The 14,228-nt window shown below is 46.9% G+C and carries 14 protein-coding genes; 1 reads left to right on the forward strand and 13 read right to left on the reverse strand.

Going from position 1 to position 14,228, the window contains the following annotated elements:
- Positions 1 to 11: 11 nt before the first annotated feature.
- The 7 genes from ptsP to gshA all read right to left on the reverse strand — a co-directional run bounded on the left by ptsP (position 12) and on the right by gshA (position 6,496).
- Positions 12 to 1,739 (reverse strand): phosphoenolpyruvate--protein phosphotransferase, encoded by a 1,728-nt coding sequence (gene ptsP / locus Q0V82_RS08830; protein ID WP_297574807.1) that lies wholly within the window; start codon positions 1,737 to 1,739, stop codon positions 12 to 14.
- Positions 1,740 to 1,909: 170 nt separating this feature from the next.
- The gene (locus Q0V82_RS08835) at positions 1,910 to 2,182 is read right to left on the reverse strand and encodes an HPr family phosphocarrier protein (RefSeq protein ID WP_226764704.1); all 273 of its coding nucleotides are present in this window, start codon (positions 2,180 to 2,182) and stop codon (positions 1,910 to 1,912) included.
- Positions 2,182 to 2,598 carry a PTS sugar transporter subunit IIA gene (locus Q0V82_RS08840; protein ID WP_297574809.1) on the reverse strand — a complete coding sequence of 139 codons (417 nt, stop codon included), beginning with the start codon at positions 2,596 to 2,598 and terminating at the stop codon, positions 2,182 to 2,184. Before Q0V82_RS08840 ends, Q0V82_RS08835 begins: the two co-directional genes overlap by 1 nt.
- Before the next feature lie 164 nt (positions 2,599 to 2,762).
- Complete coding sequence (locus Q0V82_RS08845; protein ID WP_297574811.1) at positions 2,763 to 3,821, reverse strand: FAD:protein FMN transferase; 1,059 nt, start codon at positions 3,819 to 3,821, stop codon at positions 2,763 to 2,765.
- The gene (gshB, locus tag Q0V82_RS08850; protein WP_297574813.1) at positions 3,815 to 4,765 is read right to left on the reverse strand and encodes a glutathione synthase; all 951 of its coding nucleotides are present in this window, start codon (positions 4,763 to 4,765) and stop codon (positions 3,815 to 3,817) included. Before gshB ends, Q0V82_RS08845 begins: the two co-directional genes overlap by 7 nt.
- 130 nt (positions 4,766 to 4,895) lie before the next feature.
- Complete coding sequence (locus Q0V82_RS08855) at positions 4,896 to 5,228, reverse strand: multidrug efflux SMR transporter (RefSeq protein ID WP_297574815.1); 333 nt, start codon at positions 5,226 to 5,228, stop codon at positions 4,896 to 4,898.
- Positions 5,228 to 6,496: a glutamate--cysteine ligase gene (gene gshA / locus Q0V82_RS08860; RefSeq protein ID WP_297574817.1), complete on the reverse strand. Its 1,269-nt coding sequence runs from the start codon at positions 6,494 to 6,496 to the stop codon at positions 5,228 to 5,230. The genes Q0V82_RS08855 and gshA overlap by 1 nt, the downstream gene beginning before the upstream one ends.
- Before the next feature lie 558 nt (positions 6,497 to 7,054).
- On the opposite strand from gshA, the gene Q0V82_RS08865 reads away from it, so the two are divergent.
- Complete coding sequence (locus Q0V82_RS08865; RefSeq protein ID WP_297574819.1) at positions 7,055 to 7,972, forward strand: LysR family transcriptional regulator; 918 nt, start codon at positions 7,055 to 7,057, stop codon at positions 7,970 to 7,972.
- On the opposite strand, the gene Q0V82_RS08870 is transcribed toward Q0V82_RS08865, so the two are convergent.
- The 6 genes from Q0V82_RS08870 to Q0V82_RS08895 all read right to left on the reverse strand — a co-directional run bounded on the left by Q0V82_RS08870 (position 7,969) and on the right by Q0V82_RS08895 (position 13,992).
- Complete coding sequence (locus Q0V82_RS08870) at positions 7,969 to 8,364, reverse strand: type IV pilin protein (RefSeq protein WP_297574821.1); 396 nt, start codon at positions 8,362 to 8,364, stop codon at positions 7,969 to 7,971. The two genes, Q0V82_RS08865 and Q0V82_RS08870, sit on opposite strands and share 4 nt — an antisense overlap.
- A gap of 9 nt (positions 8,365 to 8,373) precedes the next feature.
- Positions 8,374 to 8,871 carry a PilX N-terminal domain-containing pilus assembly protein gene (locus Q0V82_RS08875; RefSeq protein WP_297574823.1) on the reverse strand — a complete coding sequence of 166 codons (498 nt, stop codon included), beginning with the start codon at positions 8,869 to 8,871 and terminating at the stop codon, positions 8,374 to 8,376.
- 85 nt (positions 8,872 to 8,956) lie between these two features.
- On the reverse strand, positions 8,957 to 9,718 hold the full coding sequence (locus Q0V82_RS08880) for a PilW family protein (protein WP_297574824.1): 762 nt from the start codon (positions 9,716 to 9,718) through the stop codon (positions 8,957 to 8,959).
- Positions 9,718 to 10,239 carry a type IV pilus modification protein PilV gene (pilV, locus tag Q0V82_RS08885; RefSeq protein ID WP_297574827.1) on the reverse strand — a complete coding sequence of 174 codons (522 nt, stop codon included), beginning with the start codon at positions 10,237 to 10,239 and terminating at the stop codon, positions 9,718 to 9,720. The genes Q0V82_RS08880 and pilV overlap by 1 nt, the downstream gene beginning before the upstream one ends.
- Before the next feature lie 34 nt (positions 10,240 to 10,273).
- The gene (locus Q0V82_RS08890; protein WP_297574830.1) at positions 10,274 to 10,741 is read right to left on the reverse strand and encodes a GspH/FimT family pseudopilin; all 468 of its coding nucleotides are present in this window, start codon (positions 10,739 to 10,741) and stop codon (positions 10,274 to 10,276) included.
- Between the two features lie 32 nt (positions 10,742 to 10,773).
- On the reverse strand, positions 10,774 to 13,992 hold the full coding sequence (locus Q0V82_RS08895) for a pilus assembly protein (RefSeq protein WP_297574833.1): 3,219 nt from the start codon (positions 13,990 to 13,992) through the stop codon (positions 10,774 to 10,776).
- Between the last annotated feature and the right edge of the window lie 236 nt (positions 13,993 to 14,228).

Genomic DNA, 14,228 nt, shown 5'->3' on the forward strand with positions numbered 1-14,228 from the left:
CAAATACCCCGTTATTTGTTTAGCTCTTGCAATAAATCACGTAAACGTTCGCTGTCTTCTGCGGCCAGCATCTGCGCCACAATTGGCGTAATAAACGCCATTTCTGCCGATAAAATCAATTGTTTCACTTTGAGTAATTGAATCGGCAACATTGAGAAACGCCGTAAACCTAAGCCCAGTAGCAAGCGGCTTAAGCTTGGGTCGCCGGCCATTTCGCCACACATCGACACCGGTTTACCCAAGCGATTGGCGGTACTGATGACGTGATACAGCAACTGCAAAACGCCAGGATTGAGTGGGTCGTATAAATGGCTAACGGCATCGTCGTTGCGATCTACGGCCAAGGCGTATTGAATTAAATCGTTGGTGCCGATGGAAACAAAATCCAGGTGATTTAAAAAAGTAGCCACCGCCATCGCCGCAGCGGGCACTTCAATCATGCCGCCGAGCTCGATGCCTTCATCAAATAAAATCTGATGACGACGCAAATCAGCTTTGACTTCCTCGAGGTGCGCTCGGGTTTGCTTGACTTCATTAATCGTCGATAACATCGGCAGCAGTAGTTTCACTTTGCCAAAGGCCGAGGCGCGTAATAGCGCGCGCAATTGCGTGCGAAACATTTGCGGCTCGGCCATGCATAAGCGAATTCCGGTCAAGCCCAAGGCCGGGTTGGGGGCTTCGCTTTCAGATTGCCACGAAGGGATTTTATCTTTACCCAAATCGACAGTACGAATAATCACCGGTTTGCCCTGCATTGATTCGGCAACCGCCTTATAGGCAATAAATTGCTCTTCTTCGCTGGGTAAATCGTCTTCTTTTAAAAACAAAAATTCCGAGCGAAATAAGCCAATACCAAACGCATTATTTTCTAGCGCCAACTCACAATCTTCAGGTAATTCAATATTGGCATACAGCTCAACCGGCGTGCCATCTAGCGTAATGGCTTGGCTGGTGCGGATGTCTTGCAGCGCGTTTTGTTTCAGCAGCCAATCGTTTTGCCGCAAACGATATTCGGCCAAAATCAGCTCGTCTGGATCAATAATCACCACGCCATTAATCCCATCGACAATGATGAGCTCTTGCTCGCGTATCATTTCTCGCGCATGACGCAAAGCCAATACCGAGGGTAAATCCAAACTACGCGCTAAGATTGCGGTGTGTGACGTGACGCCGCCAACATCAGTAATAAAGGCACGATAATTACTGTCTTTAAACAGCACCATATCGGTGGGCGACAAATCATGCGCGACCAAAATGCAGTCGTCGCCACCACAATGCGGGGCATGAAAAATCGGTTCGTGTCCGGCCAAGGTTTTAAAAATGCGCTCAGTGACTTGAATAACGTCGGTGCGCCGTTCGCGCAGATATTCTTCTTCGATTTCATCAAACTGCGCCAACAACACATCCAGTTGTTGCTGCAAAGCCCATTCGGCATTGCAATGCTGGGTCTGAATTAAATGAATCGGGTCTTTGGATAGGGTGTGATCGTTGAGCAGCATGATATGCAGGCTTAAAAATGCCCCCAGTTCAGTGGGCGCATTTTCGGGGATGCTTCCCCATAGCATTTCAAGCTCTTTGCGTGTACTACGAATCGCGTCTTCAAAGCGCAGCACTTCACCGGCAATCGCTTCGGGCGGCAATTGGTAATGCACGATTTCAATATCGGCTTGCGATATTAAATGCGCGTGACCGATGGCAATACCGCCACCAATGCCTAAACCATGCAAAGTAATACTCATCCACTTCCCTCCAAGGCGAGCATTTCGCCGTCTTAACGCCGTGGCTTACGGTTTAATTCACAAAGCGAGTTGCTGGGCAATTGTGAAGCAAATTTTTTATCGCCGCATTGCTACGCCATCGATGCTGCCGGTGGCTTTAGCGCCTTCGTAAACCCTTGTTGCTCTAGACTTTACTCACCTTCGCCAAACTTATCGGCGATTAAGGCTAAAAGTGCCGCCATCGCCTCAGCTTCATCGGCCGCATTACTGGTTTCAATCGTAATTTTGCTGCCTTTGCCGGCGGCCAACATCATCACGCCCATAATTGACTTGGCGTTGACGCGACGTTGGTTGCGGGTAATCCATACTTCACATTGAAACTGGCTAGCTAATTGCGTTAACTTACTCGATGCACGCGCATGCAAGCCTAATTTATTGATGATTTCAACTTCTTGCTGCAGCATTATTGATTGCCTTTTTCATCGTGTGGCACCGTGGGTAACATATACAACACCCCTTCCAAACCACCGGTAATGGCTTTACTCACGGCAATATCTAGTGATTGATGACCATAAGTGAGCGCCCGAACCAGCATTGGCAAATTAACCCCTGCCACCGCTTCGACTCGGCCTGGAACGATTAAGCGATTGGCAATATTGGATGGCGTTCCGCCATAAATATCGGTCAATAATAAGACGCCAGAGCCATCGTCCAGCTGATTGATCAGTTCTTGCGCTCGCTGCATTATTTCATCGGGATCATCCGCTTTACTCACGGCCAATTGAGCCAATTGCGGCAAAGCACGTCCCATAATGTGCTGAGCACAGGCAATAAGCGCTTCACCCATGGTGTAATGGGTGACAATGATGATTCCTACCATGTGTGACGGGATCCTTTTACAGCTCGTTGTTAGAGCTTTGAAATCTATTTAGCTGGTATTTGTTAACGTGTGGTTGACTAAAACATGAACAGACCATAGCTATAATATAGCTGTTTTAAAACTTACGACATGTTCATAGTACCTAACAACATCACTACAACAATTTAGCGCAATCGATACAAATGCGGCGGTGGTTTTAGCCATGTCAGTCGTTGTTGTAATTGTTCAGTAATATAAACATCGCCATTGGCGCTCACCATTAAAACGTCTTTAATGCCAAAACGCTGCGCATAACGCAGCGCAGATGGCACGCCTTGGATAAACATCGGTTTGGTTGCCACATCAGATACCGCGCCGGCTTCGACATGGCTTGGACTCAGTACCGTCACCGCTTGCATGCCTTGAGCAGGCTGTCCAGTTCGAGGGTCAATCACATGCGAAAACCGCTGTCCTTTGACTTCAAAAAAACGTTGATAATCACCGGTGGTGCCAATCGCTTCGCCATCGTATAAAGGCAAAGTGGCCATCGCCTCAGGACTACGCGGATGCTGTAAGCCTACGATCCAAGGCTCACCGCCTTTTTTGCCCAGTGCAATTACATTGCCACCAATGTTCACCAGCGCATTCATTACCCGTGCTTTACGCAAATAATTCGCCGCGTGATCTAAGGCCCAACCTTTGGCAAAGCCACCAAAATCAATCGCCAGCTGTGGATTGCGACTGCTTACGCTCGCGCCATCCCACGTTAAATTGTCGAGGCTAGGTTGCGCGGCCAACGCCGCTTGTAAGGCCGCAGAGTCGGGCGTCACTGGGGCAAATTGGTCTTGATGAAATCCCCATAGGCGCACCAAATTACCCACGGCCGGATTAAATAGCTGATCTGAGCGCCGCGCATAATTGGCCGCTTGCTGAATCATTTGCGCCAATTCAACATCCACCACAGCCGTTTCACCTTGCGCAAAAGCCTGGTTTAAACGGGTGATTTCCGACGGCTGCCAAGCATGTAACTTAACATGCAAGCGGTCGAGCTCTTTGAGTACGATATTGGCGTGTTTTGCCGCTACCTCGGGCTCTAAACCATAAATACTAATTTGTACTCGAGTACCAAAAACATAGCTTTCTTGGGTATATAGCTGCGGCTGATCGCAGGCACTTAATACAAACAGCAGTACGCATCCGCTGGCTGCCGCACGGCAACGAGCAAGCCAGCCGCGCTTTAGCACTGCGCTAGCACTTTGCGCTCAAGGGCATCAATAAACAGCGCGGCAACATCAATCCCCGATTGGGCGCTGATTTCTTGAAAGCACGTTGGACTGGTGACATTCACTTCAGTCAGATGATCGCCAATCACATCCAAGCCGACCAAGAGTAAGCCTTGTGCTGCCAAACGTGGACCAAGCTGGTTGGCAATTTCACGATCACGCGCCGTTAACGGCCGCGCCACACCCGTGCCGCCAGCGGCTAAATTGCCGCGCGTTTCGCCTTGTGCCGGAATTCGTGCCAAGCACCAATCGACGGGTACGCCATCAATTAGCAAAATGCGTTTATCGCCGTCTTTAATCGCCGGTAGATATTGCTGCGCCATAATGGAAACCGTGCCATTGGCGGTGAGCATCTCGAGTATCGAGCCCAAGTTGGCGTCGTCTGGGCGCAAGCGAAAGATACCCGCCCCCCCCATCCCATCGAGCGGCTTGACAATCACATCGCCGAGCTCGGCGACAAAGGCGCGAATATCGGCTGGATTTTGGCTCACCATGGTGGTGGTGGTGAACTCAGGAAACTTAAAAATCGCCAGTTTTTCATTAAAATCCCGCAAAGCTTGGCCGCTATTAAAGACATTAGCGCCTTGCTCTTCAGCCAAACTAAATAGCTGGGTCGCGTAATAATATTGCTGATTAAACGGCGGATCTTTACGCATGATTACGCCAGAAAAATCCCGCAAAGCGATGGCTTCAGCGTCGCCTTCTTGATACCAATTGTCCGCGTTGGGCGTTAGCGTTAAACGCCGCGCCGTCGCTTGAACCAGCGTTTGCTTCAAGCTCAGCTCGTCAATCAAACACGTCCAAACTTCATGCCCACGCGAGATCGCCTCGCGCATCATCACAAACGTCGTGTCTTTATAAATTTTAAAGCTAGCGAGTGGATCAACAACAAATAAAAATCGCATTTTTGAATCCTTTTTAAATCGCCCAAAGCGATTGCACAGATTGCAAGCCATCGCTTGAGCTAAACAATCGCCATCATTGTTCGCAATGATGGCGCGTTGACTCAGAGAGATTCTGGAAAACCGCGGTCAATTAGTGCGCTAATTTCATCACAATCACGCCACCCACAATCATCATCGCCCCCACGCTACGCATCACGGTGAGCGGATCGTTAAACCACACCACGCCAACTAAAAATGTCCCCGCAGCGCCAATCCCAGTCCATACGGCATACGCGGTACCAATTGGAATCTGCTTTTGCGCCATCCACAGCAATAAACCACTCACGGCAATCGAGATAATCGACGCGGCGATGGCCAATTTTGGGTACTGGCTGGTTTGTGACAGCTTAAACCCCAAGGGCCAGCCAATTTCACAAATCCCCGCGCCCAGCAAAAGTAGCCAAGCCTGACTTAAAGCCGACATTACTCTTGTTCCAATTCAAGCGAAGCGGCCAACAGCGCCAAGCGGGCAACGACGCCATAGGCGTAAAAACGATTGACTTCACAATCGGGCGAACCATCGCAATCGGGGGTGGTCAGTGGCGTGGCAAAAGCCAATGGCTTAAAGTGCATGCCCGGCGCATTGAGGTTTTCGTCGATACCACGGCCGGTATGCACGCGATAAAAACCGCCAATCACAAACCGGTCCAACATATACACCACCGGTTCGGCAACGCCGTCATCGACGATTTCCATCGTGGGCACGCCTTCTTGCACGATCACATCGTGCACTTGCAGACCTTCTTTAATCACCGACATTTTATTACGCTGTTTGCGATTTAAGCCGAGCAGTTCTTCGCCCGATTTCACGCTCATAATTCCCATGCCATAAGTGCCAGCATTGGCTTTCACAATCACAAATGGCGTTTGCTCGATACCGTGTTCGGCATATTTAAGCGCAATCTTTTGAATCATTTGATCGACTGTCGCCGCTAGTTTTTCCTCGCCTTCGCGCGATTGAAAATCCAAGCCATCAACATGATCAAAATACGGATTTACGATCCATGGATCGATGCCAATCAATTGTGCAAAATCATTCACCACTCGGTCATAAGCCGTAAAGTGCTGCGTTTTAGTCCGCGTTGACCAGCCCGCATGCAGCGGCGGTAATAGCGTTTGCTCGATATTTTCTAATATGCTCGGAATACCGGCCGACAAATCGTTATTGAGCAACACCACGCAAGGGTCAAAATCGGCCAAACCAACGCGGTTGCCTGTACGAATCACGGGCTCTTGCACCATGCTGCTGCCATCAGGCAATTCTAGCGTCGTTGCGGTGGTGATTTCTGGATTCAGACTACCGATGCGGACCACCATCCCGGCTTGACGCAAAATCTTGCTCAGCGCCGCGACATTTTGTAAATAGAACTGATTGCGAGTGTGATTTTCTGGAATCAACAAGACGCGGCGCGCATCAGGGCAATAGCCTTCCAACGCCGTCATCGCCGCTTGCACCGCCAGCGGGTGAAAATCCGGATTCAGATTATTAAAGCCACCCGGAAATAGATTCATATCCACCGGAGCCAATTTATACGCGGCGTTGCGTAAATCAACCGAGCCATAAAACGGCGGCGTGTGCTCTTGCCACTGATTGCGAAACCAATGCTCAATCTCGGGCTGTGCTGCGAGGATTTTTCGCTCAAGGTCTAGGAGAGGCCCGGTTAAGGCTGTGGTCAAGTGCGGCACGCTCATGGCGACTCCGGCGAAAGTTAGAAAGGGATCTGCAAGATATGGCGGCTAAGTGGCGAAATTCAAGCTCAGCGTGCGCCATCGGCCAAGCAATCAATAGGTATAAACATACAAGCCTTTAAATACAAAGCCCATAAACCTATACCCATGCATCTTTAAAAAACGTAATTGATCGCCAGTTCAATGGCTCTCTAAACCCTGCTGACGTTTGGTGTGGCACCGATTGATGCCACTTTAAAGCCAAACCATGCGCAGTCAGCGCTGATCGCCATAACAAGATATGTATCAACGACCCAATTGCGCTTTTCGGAACAATCCATCCGCGCGTACTAGGGTCTGTTGACGTTAGATTTCCCGCCGTGCTGAATCGATTTTCGCGGCGTTACCCAGCGATGAGTGCGTGAAAAAGCATCATATTTTCGCTCATCCATCAGCCAACTCCGCCAAAATTGCGTTAAATAACGGTACATGTCTCATCCCACATTGATTGACCCAGCGGCATATCCTATGGGCATAATGCGGTATTGATTAGTCATCAAACCCAAAACGAGTTGTTCTTCAATGAAAACAAAATTGCTGCCCGAAGCTTTGCTCGCCTTTGAATCACTCGCTCGCCTTGGTAGCTTTACCGCCGCTGCGCAAGAAATGGGCTGCGCCAAAAGCCATGTTAGCCAGTTAATTAGCCAATTAGAACTGGAATTAAGTTCGGTGTTATTACTGCGTAGCACGCGGCGCATTTCTTTAACCGAATCGGGGCAAACGCTGTTAATTCACGCGCAGGCTTTGCGCGAATTATTAGGTCAAGTTCGTTTAGATATTGAAGATACCCAGCAACATATTGAAGGTGAATTACTCATCAGCACCACACCATCAATGGCGCAATATGTCATCGGCCCTTTAATGGCGCAATTTGCCAAGTTACAACCCAAGCTCAATATTCGCGTTGACGCCAATAACCGCATCCAAGACCCGATTTTGGAAGGCATTGATTTTTGTATTCGCTCAGGCACGGTGGGGGACGAACGTTTAGTCGGACGACTTGCTGGCCACTCACTGGAAAAACTCTACGCCGCACCGGATTATTTGCAGCAAGCACCGCAATTACACAGCCCAGCAGACCTGACTCACCACGATATTTTGATTAACGATGAGTATCAAACAACGCGGCAATGGCAAATGCAATCGGCTGGCGCCAAATTCACCGTCGACTTGCAACCGGTGCTGTGTAGCAATAACAATCCCACACTGGCCATGAGTGCCGTGGCCGGACACGGCATCGCGCTATTGCCCGACATCGTTGGTGAAAGCTATTGTCGCTTGGGATTATTACAGGCGGTCTTGCCACAATGGTACGAAAAGCCGACGCCGATTTATTTGGTGTATCCACAACGCAGCGCGATGCCCAAAAAATACCGCGCCTTTATTGATTTTATTTTGCCCGAGCTGAAAGCCAGATTATCCAGCTTGGCCGCGGATTAAGTTGGCCAAGTTCCAGTACCAGTCCGTGCGCCGGTATTATCCAGAATGAGCGTGCCGTCGCTCGCCTGTGACTTGCCAGTAATGGGAGTCGCCGTCAGCGTAAATGTGGTGTCAGTACACGCCGCAGTAAAGGTGTAATAGGTATTACTTGGGGTGCCGCTAGGATTGGCAACGCCGCAAGTCGTTCCGCCGCTGGCGGTGGTGTAGCGGCCATTGGTGGTGTAATAACGCTCAAACGCCTGTGCCTGCGACACGATGGTTTGCTGGGCGTCAACACGGCGGGTTTTCTTTATATACTCCTGATAATTTGGCAGTGCAATCGCCGATAAAATACCAATAATCGCCACCGCAATCATCAATTCAATCAAGCTAAAACCTCGGTGATTAATCATGCTGATTCCTTAAAGTGGGCAAACAAAAGCCGTAGTTTGTAATACCACCACTGAGCGCGTATCAATCCCTTGCCCTCGCCCCATTACGCTATACGCTTTGCAAGATGTTTTATCACTCGGGCGCATCACATCGGGCAATTGATTAATCAAGTATTTGGCAGAAACCCATTGTGGCGCGGGTGACGCCGTGGGTACAGGAATCACCGCTTGCGTTGATAGCGTATCGGACCATACGCTCGGCATTGCGGTCACCACTGGGCCAACACCAGTCACTGTGGCATTGCTACAGCCGTCCAAACAACTATCGGCATTGGCTTGCAATAAGGCCGATCCTTGTCGCAGCGCCAATTCCGCTGCTTGGTAGGCGCGATTTCTATCCATATAACTGCCGGCCATTTTTTCATTCATCGTCGTGCTACGCATTCCATTCACGACCAAAATCGTCACCACGGCCAATAAAATCAAAGCGACAATTAAAATAAAGCCATTATCTTTATGATTTTCCATTTCGATATCGCCTAAAAGTAAATCAACTGTATGCCGTATTATTTCGTCGAGTTTTATCGCTACGATTTTATTTCTACATCGACTGCTAATTATTTCTTAACATAATCGTTGAGCGAAACATTCGATACAGTTTTTTATCTGTATCCGACCCAGTAATATCGCTGCCACTACAATCTTTAACTGCGGCCGGCTTGACGATTGATATATCTGTTTTTTCCGACCTTAAAACCAAGCACACTTTAATCGATGCAATTTGGCTTGCAGTCACGCCGCCAGTTAAGCTGCTCACATAGCTATCGGCAATACAATCTCTTGGTTTACTACCATCACCCGGATCATTCCCGCAGCCATAACTACCGTCGGTTAAATTGGGCCCAGTATCGATACCATATAAAATTTTAAAATCAATTAATTCAGTCCCATTACCGGAGCCAGAAGTGCTCGGCGCAATCCAATCCACTGTGCCGCATTGCAATTGATTACTCGTACTCGATGGTCTAGCAATCACCAACGTCGTCGCGCCTGCAGCGGCAACGCTGCCATTACAATCAATCTGATTTTGGCCATCCGAAGTAAATTTAACGCTAATTGATTCATTCGACGTGGCCGTAATGCGATCACTCGCTAAAGCCACTGTTGGATCAGCACGAAATCCAGCTTGAGCAATCGCGCGCTGCAACATTGATATGGCATAACGACCATCTTCGGAAACCTGATTTTGAATCATCTGCAAACCCGCTGTTTTTCGGGCATTAATATATAGTTCAGACAAAGCCAATAAGGCGATCAAAGAAATAGCCATTGCCACCATTAATTCAATTAATGTAAATCCAAAGTGTTTAATCATTATTCAATAACCGTTGAATAGGTCGCCGTTTTACTTGCCACCGATGAGGCTGATCGATTATCAATCCAACTAATTTCTAATGTATAACGATAAAACCCAGTAGATTGACCTGCCGCCTGCACTAAAGTAAATGTTGCCCCGGGTAATTGAGAACGTAAAAATTGATTCCAGTTCGTCATTTCAGCGCTAACTAAATAAGACTCAATGCCTGATGATTGCGCAGCACAATCAATATTGTCATTATTTGATGAATTTTGGACGCACTTAGAAAAATCTGGTGGTAATGCCACTGGGCTATCAGCATCACTACTGGCTAAAAAAGGGGTGCGATTAGCGCGAATTCGATCACTTAGCTCTGCGGCTAAATCTGCGGCAATACTGCGATAATACGAGCTCTGATTCATCATCACTGAGCGCGTTTGTAACGCTGCCAAGCCCAATAGGCCGAGCCCTAATATCATCACTGAAACCATCACTTCAATCAGTGATAAGCCAGATTGTTGATGTATTGATTTAAACATTGCTTTAAATCCTCAAGGCCATTGTTATCCGTACTTAACTACACACGGTGCTACTCACAGTTTTATTAATCCGCCCAGACAGAGATACATTTATATTTTGCTGCTTTCTGGCTGGCGAACACAAAGTAAAACTGGCCGCAGCGGTGGTGCTACCCAAGGTGGAATTAAAAACAATACTGCTACTGGTGGTAGTAACAACAACATCTTTTTGCACAATAATTCGCTGCAAGATCGTTGTTCCCTGCAGGATAATCCAGCCTTTGGACCAATCGCTTAAAGTCGTTGAACACACTGTGGCGGTATTGGCATTATTGGCCGGACACAAGCTAACATCCTGCTTTTGTTTGATCGCCTCAAGTCGGGCGGTATTTAAACTTGCTACCAATAAATCCGTTTGCGATGACAATCGCGCATCGCGAAATAAACTAATCATATCGGGTACAGCAATGGCCAATAAAATACTTAAAATAGCCACTGATACCATCAATTCAATTAAAGACATTCCTCGTTCAATTAAATGAGATGGTTTTAACATTATTTAATCTCGCGCCAAAGTGTGGTTTCAACTTTTACTCCGATGGATTTTGTCAATAGCCCGGTTTTTTCTACTGTGTCATTACCAATCGTGCCAGTGTAGAGCGAGCCTTTACCGGTCGATGCGGGACGAGGAATGGGTTTGAATATTTTAATTGCCGGTACTTTTTTACCATTAACTAATGTAGTTTTAGGATTTCCGGTATAAACCGCCATCGAATTCGCTTCACGCTGCGCAATGACATTGCCGGGCGTCCCGGTTGTGTTACTTGCGTCGGTAGGTGTCACTAATTTAGTTTCATTTGCAACATAAGTTAATTCAGTTGGAATGCCATCTTTTTCATAGCCACTCATATATTCAGCGCCACCAGAAAAAGAAATTTTATCTCCGGCTGTAGATTTATTATCAAAATTAATATCGATAAAGCTATAGGTTTGAGGTGTTTTTTTATTGATATTTTTTGTTACTGATCCAGTTAATGGATTCACACCCATAATCCAACCTTTACCACCAGGTAGGCATTTTTCTGTGGCTAATGGAATTCCGGTACCAAATAATAATTTATCTTCAAATATCATCGGTGATGTGACTAAGCGCTCGCTGCTCACCGGTAAATTAATAAACCAACCTAATTTAGTATTACTGTCAGATTGTAAATCAATCGAATTACTTGAGAGTTTGCGATAAGTCCCTGCGCGTATCGTGCTGCTACCGCTCTGTGTCTGAGTGGTTAAAATTTCTTGTTTTTGTAAATTAGATTCGGTGATCGTAGAAAATAAATCTTCCATTTTATCGAGTACCGCATAAAATGTTTGCTGGCTGGTATCTGATCGATCGCTATCGGTTAATAATTTACCGGTACCAAACATCACCAAGCTACCAATCGGTTCACCACTGCTTGAATTCACTGCCATCACTGCCGGGCGCATGACGATTGGTTTGCTGGTACCGGCATCATAAATTGGCGGGCTAATGACTTTAAAATTGCTTGGGCTGGAATCGGTTAAATCAAAGCGCCATAGCTTGCCGTTGATATCTCCGGCATAAACATAATCTAATACTCCATCTTGCCCAGCATCCACGCCAGCAGGCGACGACAATCCAACCCCTCCAGCAACGTCAATTTGTTTTAATAATGCGCCGGTATCGGCATTCACAATATATAAAGACGAGGTATTCGCCAGTTGTGATGCCGCTCCTTTAACCCATTTATTTTCATAGCCATTGCTTAAAATGACAGCGGGTACGACCGTGCTATCTGAAGTTCGAACATTGTAAATAATGGGCGTCCCTAGGGCATAACCCATAGTATTGGTGCTGACATCAGTCCATTCCCATTTAATACTGCTATTGCTATCTAAGGTTGATTCGGATGTGGCATCAACGGCAAAAAAACCTTTTCCGCCTTGCCCTAAACCGCCGACAAGGATGGTTTTCCAGTTTGATCCTATTTTCACATCGGCCTGCCGCAAACTCCCATTCACATGATATTCATGTGGCGTACCACCGCTTTGGCCATAATCGGTGGCCGTTAATGCTTTTAAATTGCCATAAACTGGCGATGGAATATACGCCATCAATTCTGACATCGTAGCAACGCTAAATGCATGCAACATGCCGTCATTGGCGCCAATAAAAACCATATTACGATTGGCATTGCTTGTTTGAAATACGCTATAGCTGCTATCGGTGGTGCTACCGGCGGGTTTAGTAATTACAACGGGTTGGCTATCGATAATATCGCCGAGTAGGCCATTACTGCGGGTGCGAAAACCGGTGACTGTATTGCCACGAATAAAATCAATCACATTCGTTTGATCGCTGGGTGTCGTGCCCAGTGCATTTAATTGCGCCGTAGTCATTAATCCCAAACTAACCGTGCTTGCATTAAAATCAAAACTGGTAGTCGCATTTGAAACCACTTTTGATGTGTAGATTTTACGATTGGCGGAGGTTGGAATAATCGCTTTGGCCGGAGAGCATTGTGATGTTGCTGGATTAAAATTTCCTGTGGCATCGAGATTAAAACAGCGTAATTCGCCATACCAGCCATTGGGATTAAATACCGGCTGAAATACTTTATTACCCGAAGTTAAAACATCAGCCTGCGTGGCCACGCCACCGGCATTAGAAATAGAAGCCACAATATCATTCACCGCACTGGTTAATGCGGCAGTTAATTCAGCTTTATTATTGGCGTTATAGTATTTGCCGCCGCCGACACTGGCAGCCGCAGGCAACACATTATTCAGCACCGCAAAACCGACGGTATAGGTTTGCATATTTTGTTTTTTGAATTTGTCATCATCAAATGATTTGCCATCTAAATCATTTAATGGTGCTGCGGTGGTTGAAACGCGCATATCTAAATCATTAGCATACTTGGCCACATCACGTAATGCTCTTGGATAATTACTGGTATTGCCAAATGTAGGACTGGTATTTGATGCGCCTTCTAAAGTTGCCGGGCAATCCGTTCCCGAAGCAGCAGTACAAACATTAAATGTTTTGCTTACCGCAACATTAGATGAATTAATTGAGGTGTAATTAATCGCCGGAAATGTTTCATCATTACTGGCATCGCCATCGGTGATGACAATAGTAAAGTTTTTTTGGCAACGATATTGAATCGGACTGGTGTAACTGCCCAATCCATTGAGTGATGCTTTGCCTTGATAATATTGGGTTATTTCTAATAATGCCTCACCCAGCGGTGTTGCAGTTCGGCCAACTAAAGAATCAATCCCGGCCGTTACCGTGGTGGTGGTGCTGCCAATATTGGTCACAATTTTGGCGCCCTGACCACGCTCACTGCCGCCAATCCCCTTGGGATCATTCACTCGGAACGAGGCCACCCCCCAGCGTAGCGTCGGATTATTATTCACCAAGGTTTTCGCCACGTCTTTGGCAATTATCATTTTGGTATTGGCGTCGGCATCGATCACGGTACGATACGAGTCGGTATTGTTAACAATACAGCCGGTCCAAATTTCACCATCCGAATCACATTTAGCAGTTTTCGGGATCCATGCATTATTTTGATCTTGCACCATGCTGCCGGAGTTATCGATCATCAGCATGACGTTAGGCGTCACCGAAGTGGATAAGGTCGGTGGTAAAGCCGGATAATATCCGCCGGCCAAAATAACTGAGCTTTGAAGCGCAAATGCCAGTGCGATCGATGAATAAACAGGTTTTACTTTGAATGGATTGTTCATTGCACACCTCAAGCTTGCTTTTTTTGGGCTAAAAATTACACAGCATTTCAAAAAACACAGTTAAATCTAACTGCATTATTGCGAAATATCACAAGTAACTTACCGTTGACTTTGTTCTATTAAGCCATTGGCCCAATATAAGCTTTGCCACAGACTTTTACCGTATCGCCTGATAGTTGGTTATTTTTGCTTGTTCAAAGGCGAATAGAGAGAGTTTGCTGTGGGTTTATGGCGAA

The sequence above is a fragment of the uncultured Deefgea sp. genome, assembly GCF_947072475.1.
Classification (GTDB): Bacteria; Pseudomonadota; Gammaproteobacteria; order Burkholderiales; family Chitinibacteraceae; genus Deefgea.

What these genes read in the sequence shown, in the direction of transcription:
- gshB (WP_297574813.1), bottom strand. Translation starts at nt 4,765, where the DNA reads ATGCGATTTTTATTTGTTGTTGATCCACTCGCTAGCTTTAAAATTTAT.
- Q0V82_RS08840 (WP_297574809.1), bottom strand. Translation starts at nt 2,598, where the DNA reads ATGGTAGGAATCATCATTGTCACCCATTACACCATGGGTGAAGCGCTT.
- pilV (WP_297574827.1), bottom strand. Translation starts at nt 10,239, where the DNA reads ATGTTTAAATCAATACATCAACAATCTGGCTTATCACTGATTGAAGTG.
- Q0V82_RS08875 (WP_297574823.1), bottom strand. Translation starts at nt 8,871, where the DNA reads ATGGAAAATCATAAAGATAATGGCTTTATTTTAATTGTCGCTTTGATT.
- Q0V82_RS08880 (WP_297574824.1), bottom strand. Translation starts at nt 9,718, where the DNA reads ATGATTAAACACTTTGGATTTACATTAATTGAATTAATGGTGGCAATG.
- Q0V82_RS08870 (WP_297574821.1), bottom strand. Translation starts at nt 8,364, where the DNA reads ATGATTAATCACCGAGGTTTTAGCTTGATTGAATTGATGATTGCGGTG.
- gshA (WP_297574817.1), bottom strand. Translation starts at nt 6,496, where the DNA reads ATGAGCGTGCCGCACTTGACCACAGCCTTAACCGGGCCTCTCCTAGAC.
- Q0V82_RS08835 (WP_226764704.1), bottom strand. Translation starts at nt 2,182, where the DNA reads ATGCTGCAGCAAGAAGTTGAAATCATCAATAAATTAGGCTTGCATGCG.
- Q0V82_RS08855 (WP_297574815.1), bottom strand. Translation starts at nt 5,228, where the DNA reads ATGTCGGCTTTAAGTCAGGCTTGGCTACTTTTGCTGGGCGCGGGGATT.
- ptsP (WP_297574807.1), bottom strand. Translation starts at nt 1,739, where the DNA reads ATGAGTATTACTTTGCATGGTTTAGGCATTGGTGGCGGTATTGCCATC.
- Q0V82_RS08895 (WP_297574833.1), bottom strand. Translation starts at nt 13,992, where the DNA reads ATGAACAATCCATTCAAAGTAAAACCTGTTTATTCATCGATCGCACTG.
- Q0V82_RS08890 (WP_297574830.1), bottom strand. Translation starts at nt 10,741, where the DNA reads ATGTCTTTAATTGAATTGATGGTATCAGTGGCTATTTTAAGTATTTTA.
- Q0V82_RS08865 (WP_297574819.1), top strand. Translation starts at nt 7,055, where the DNA reads ATGAAAACAAAATTGCTGCCCGAAGCTTTGCTCGCCTTTGAATCACTC.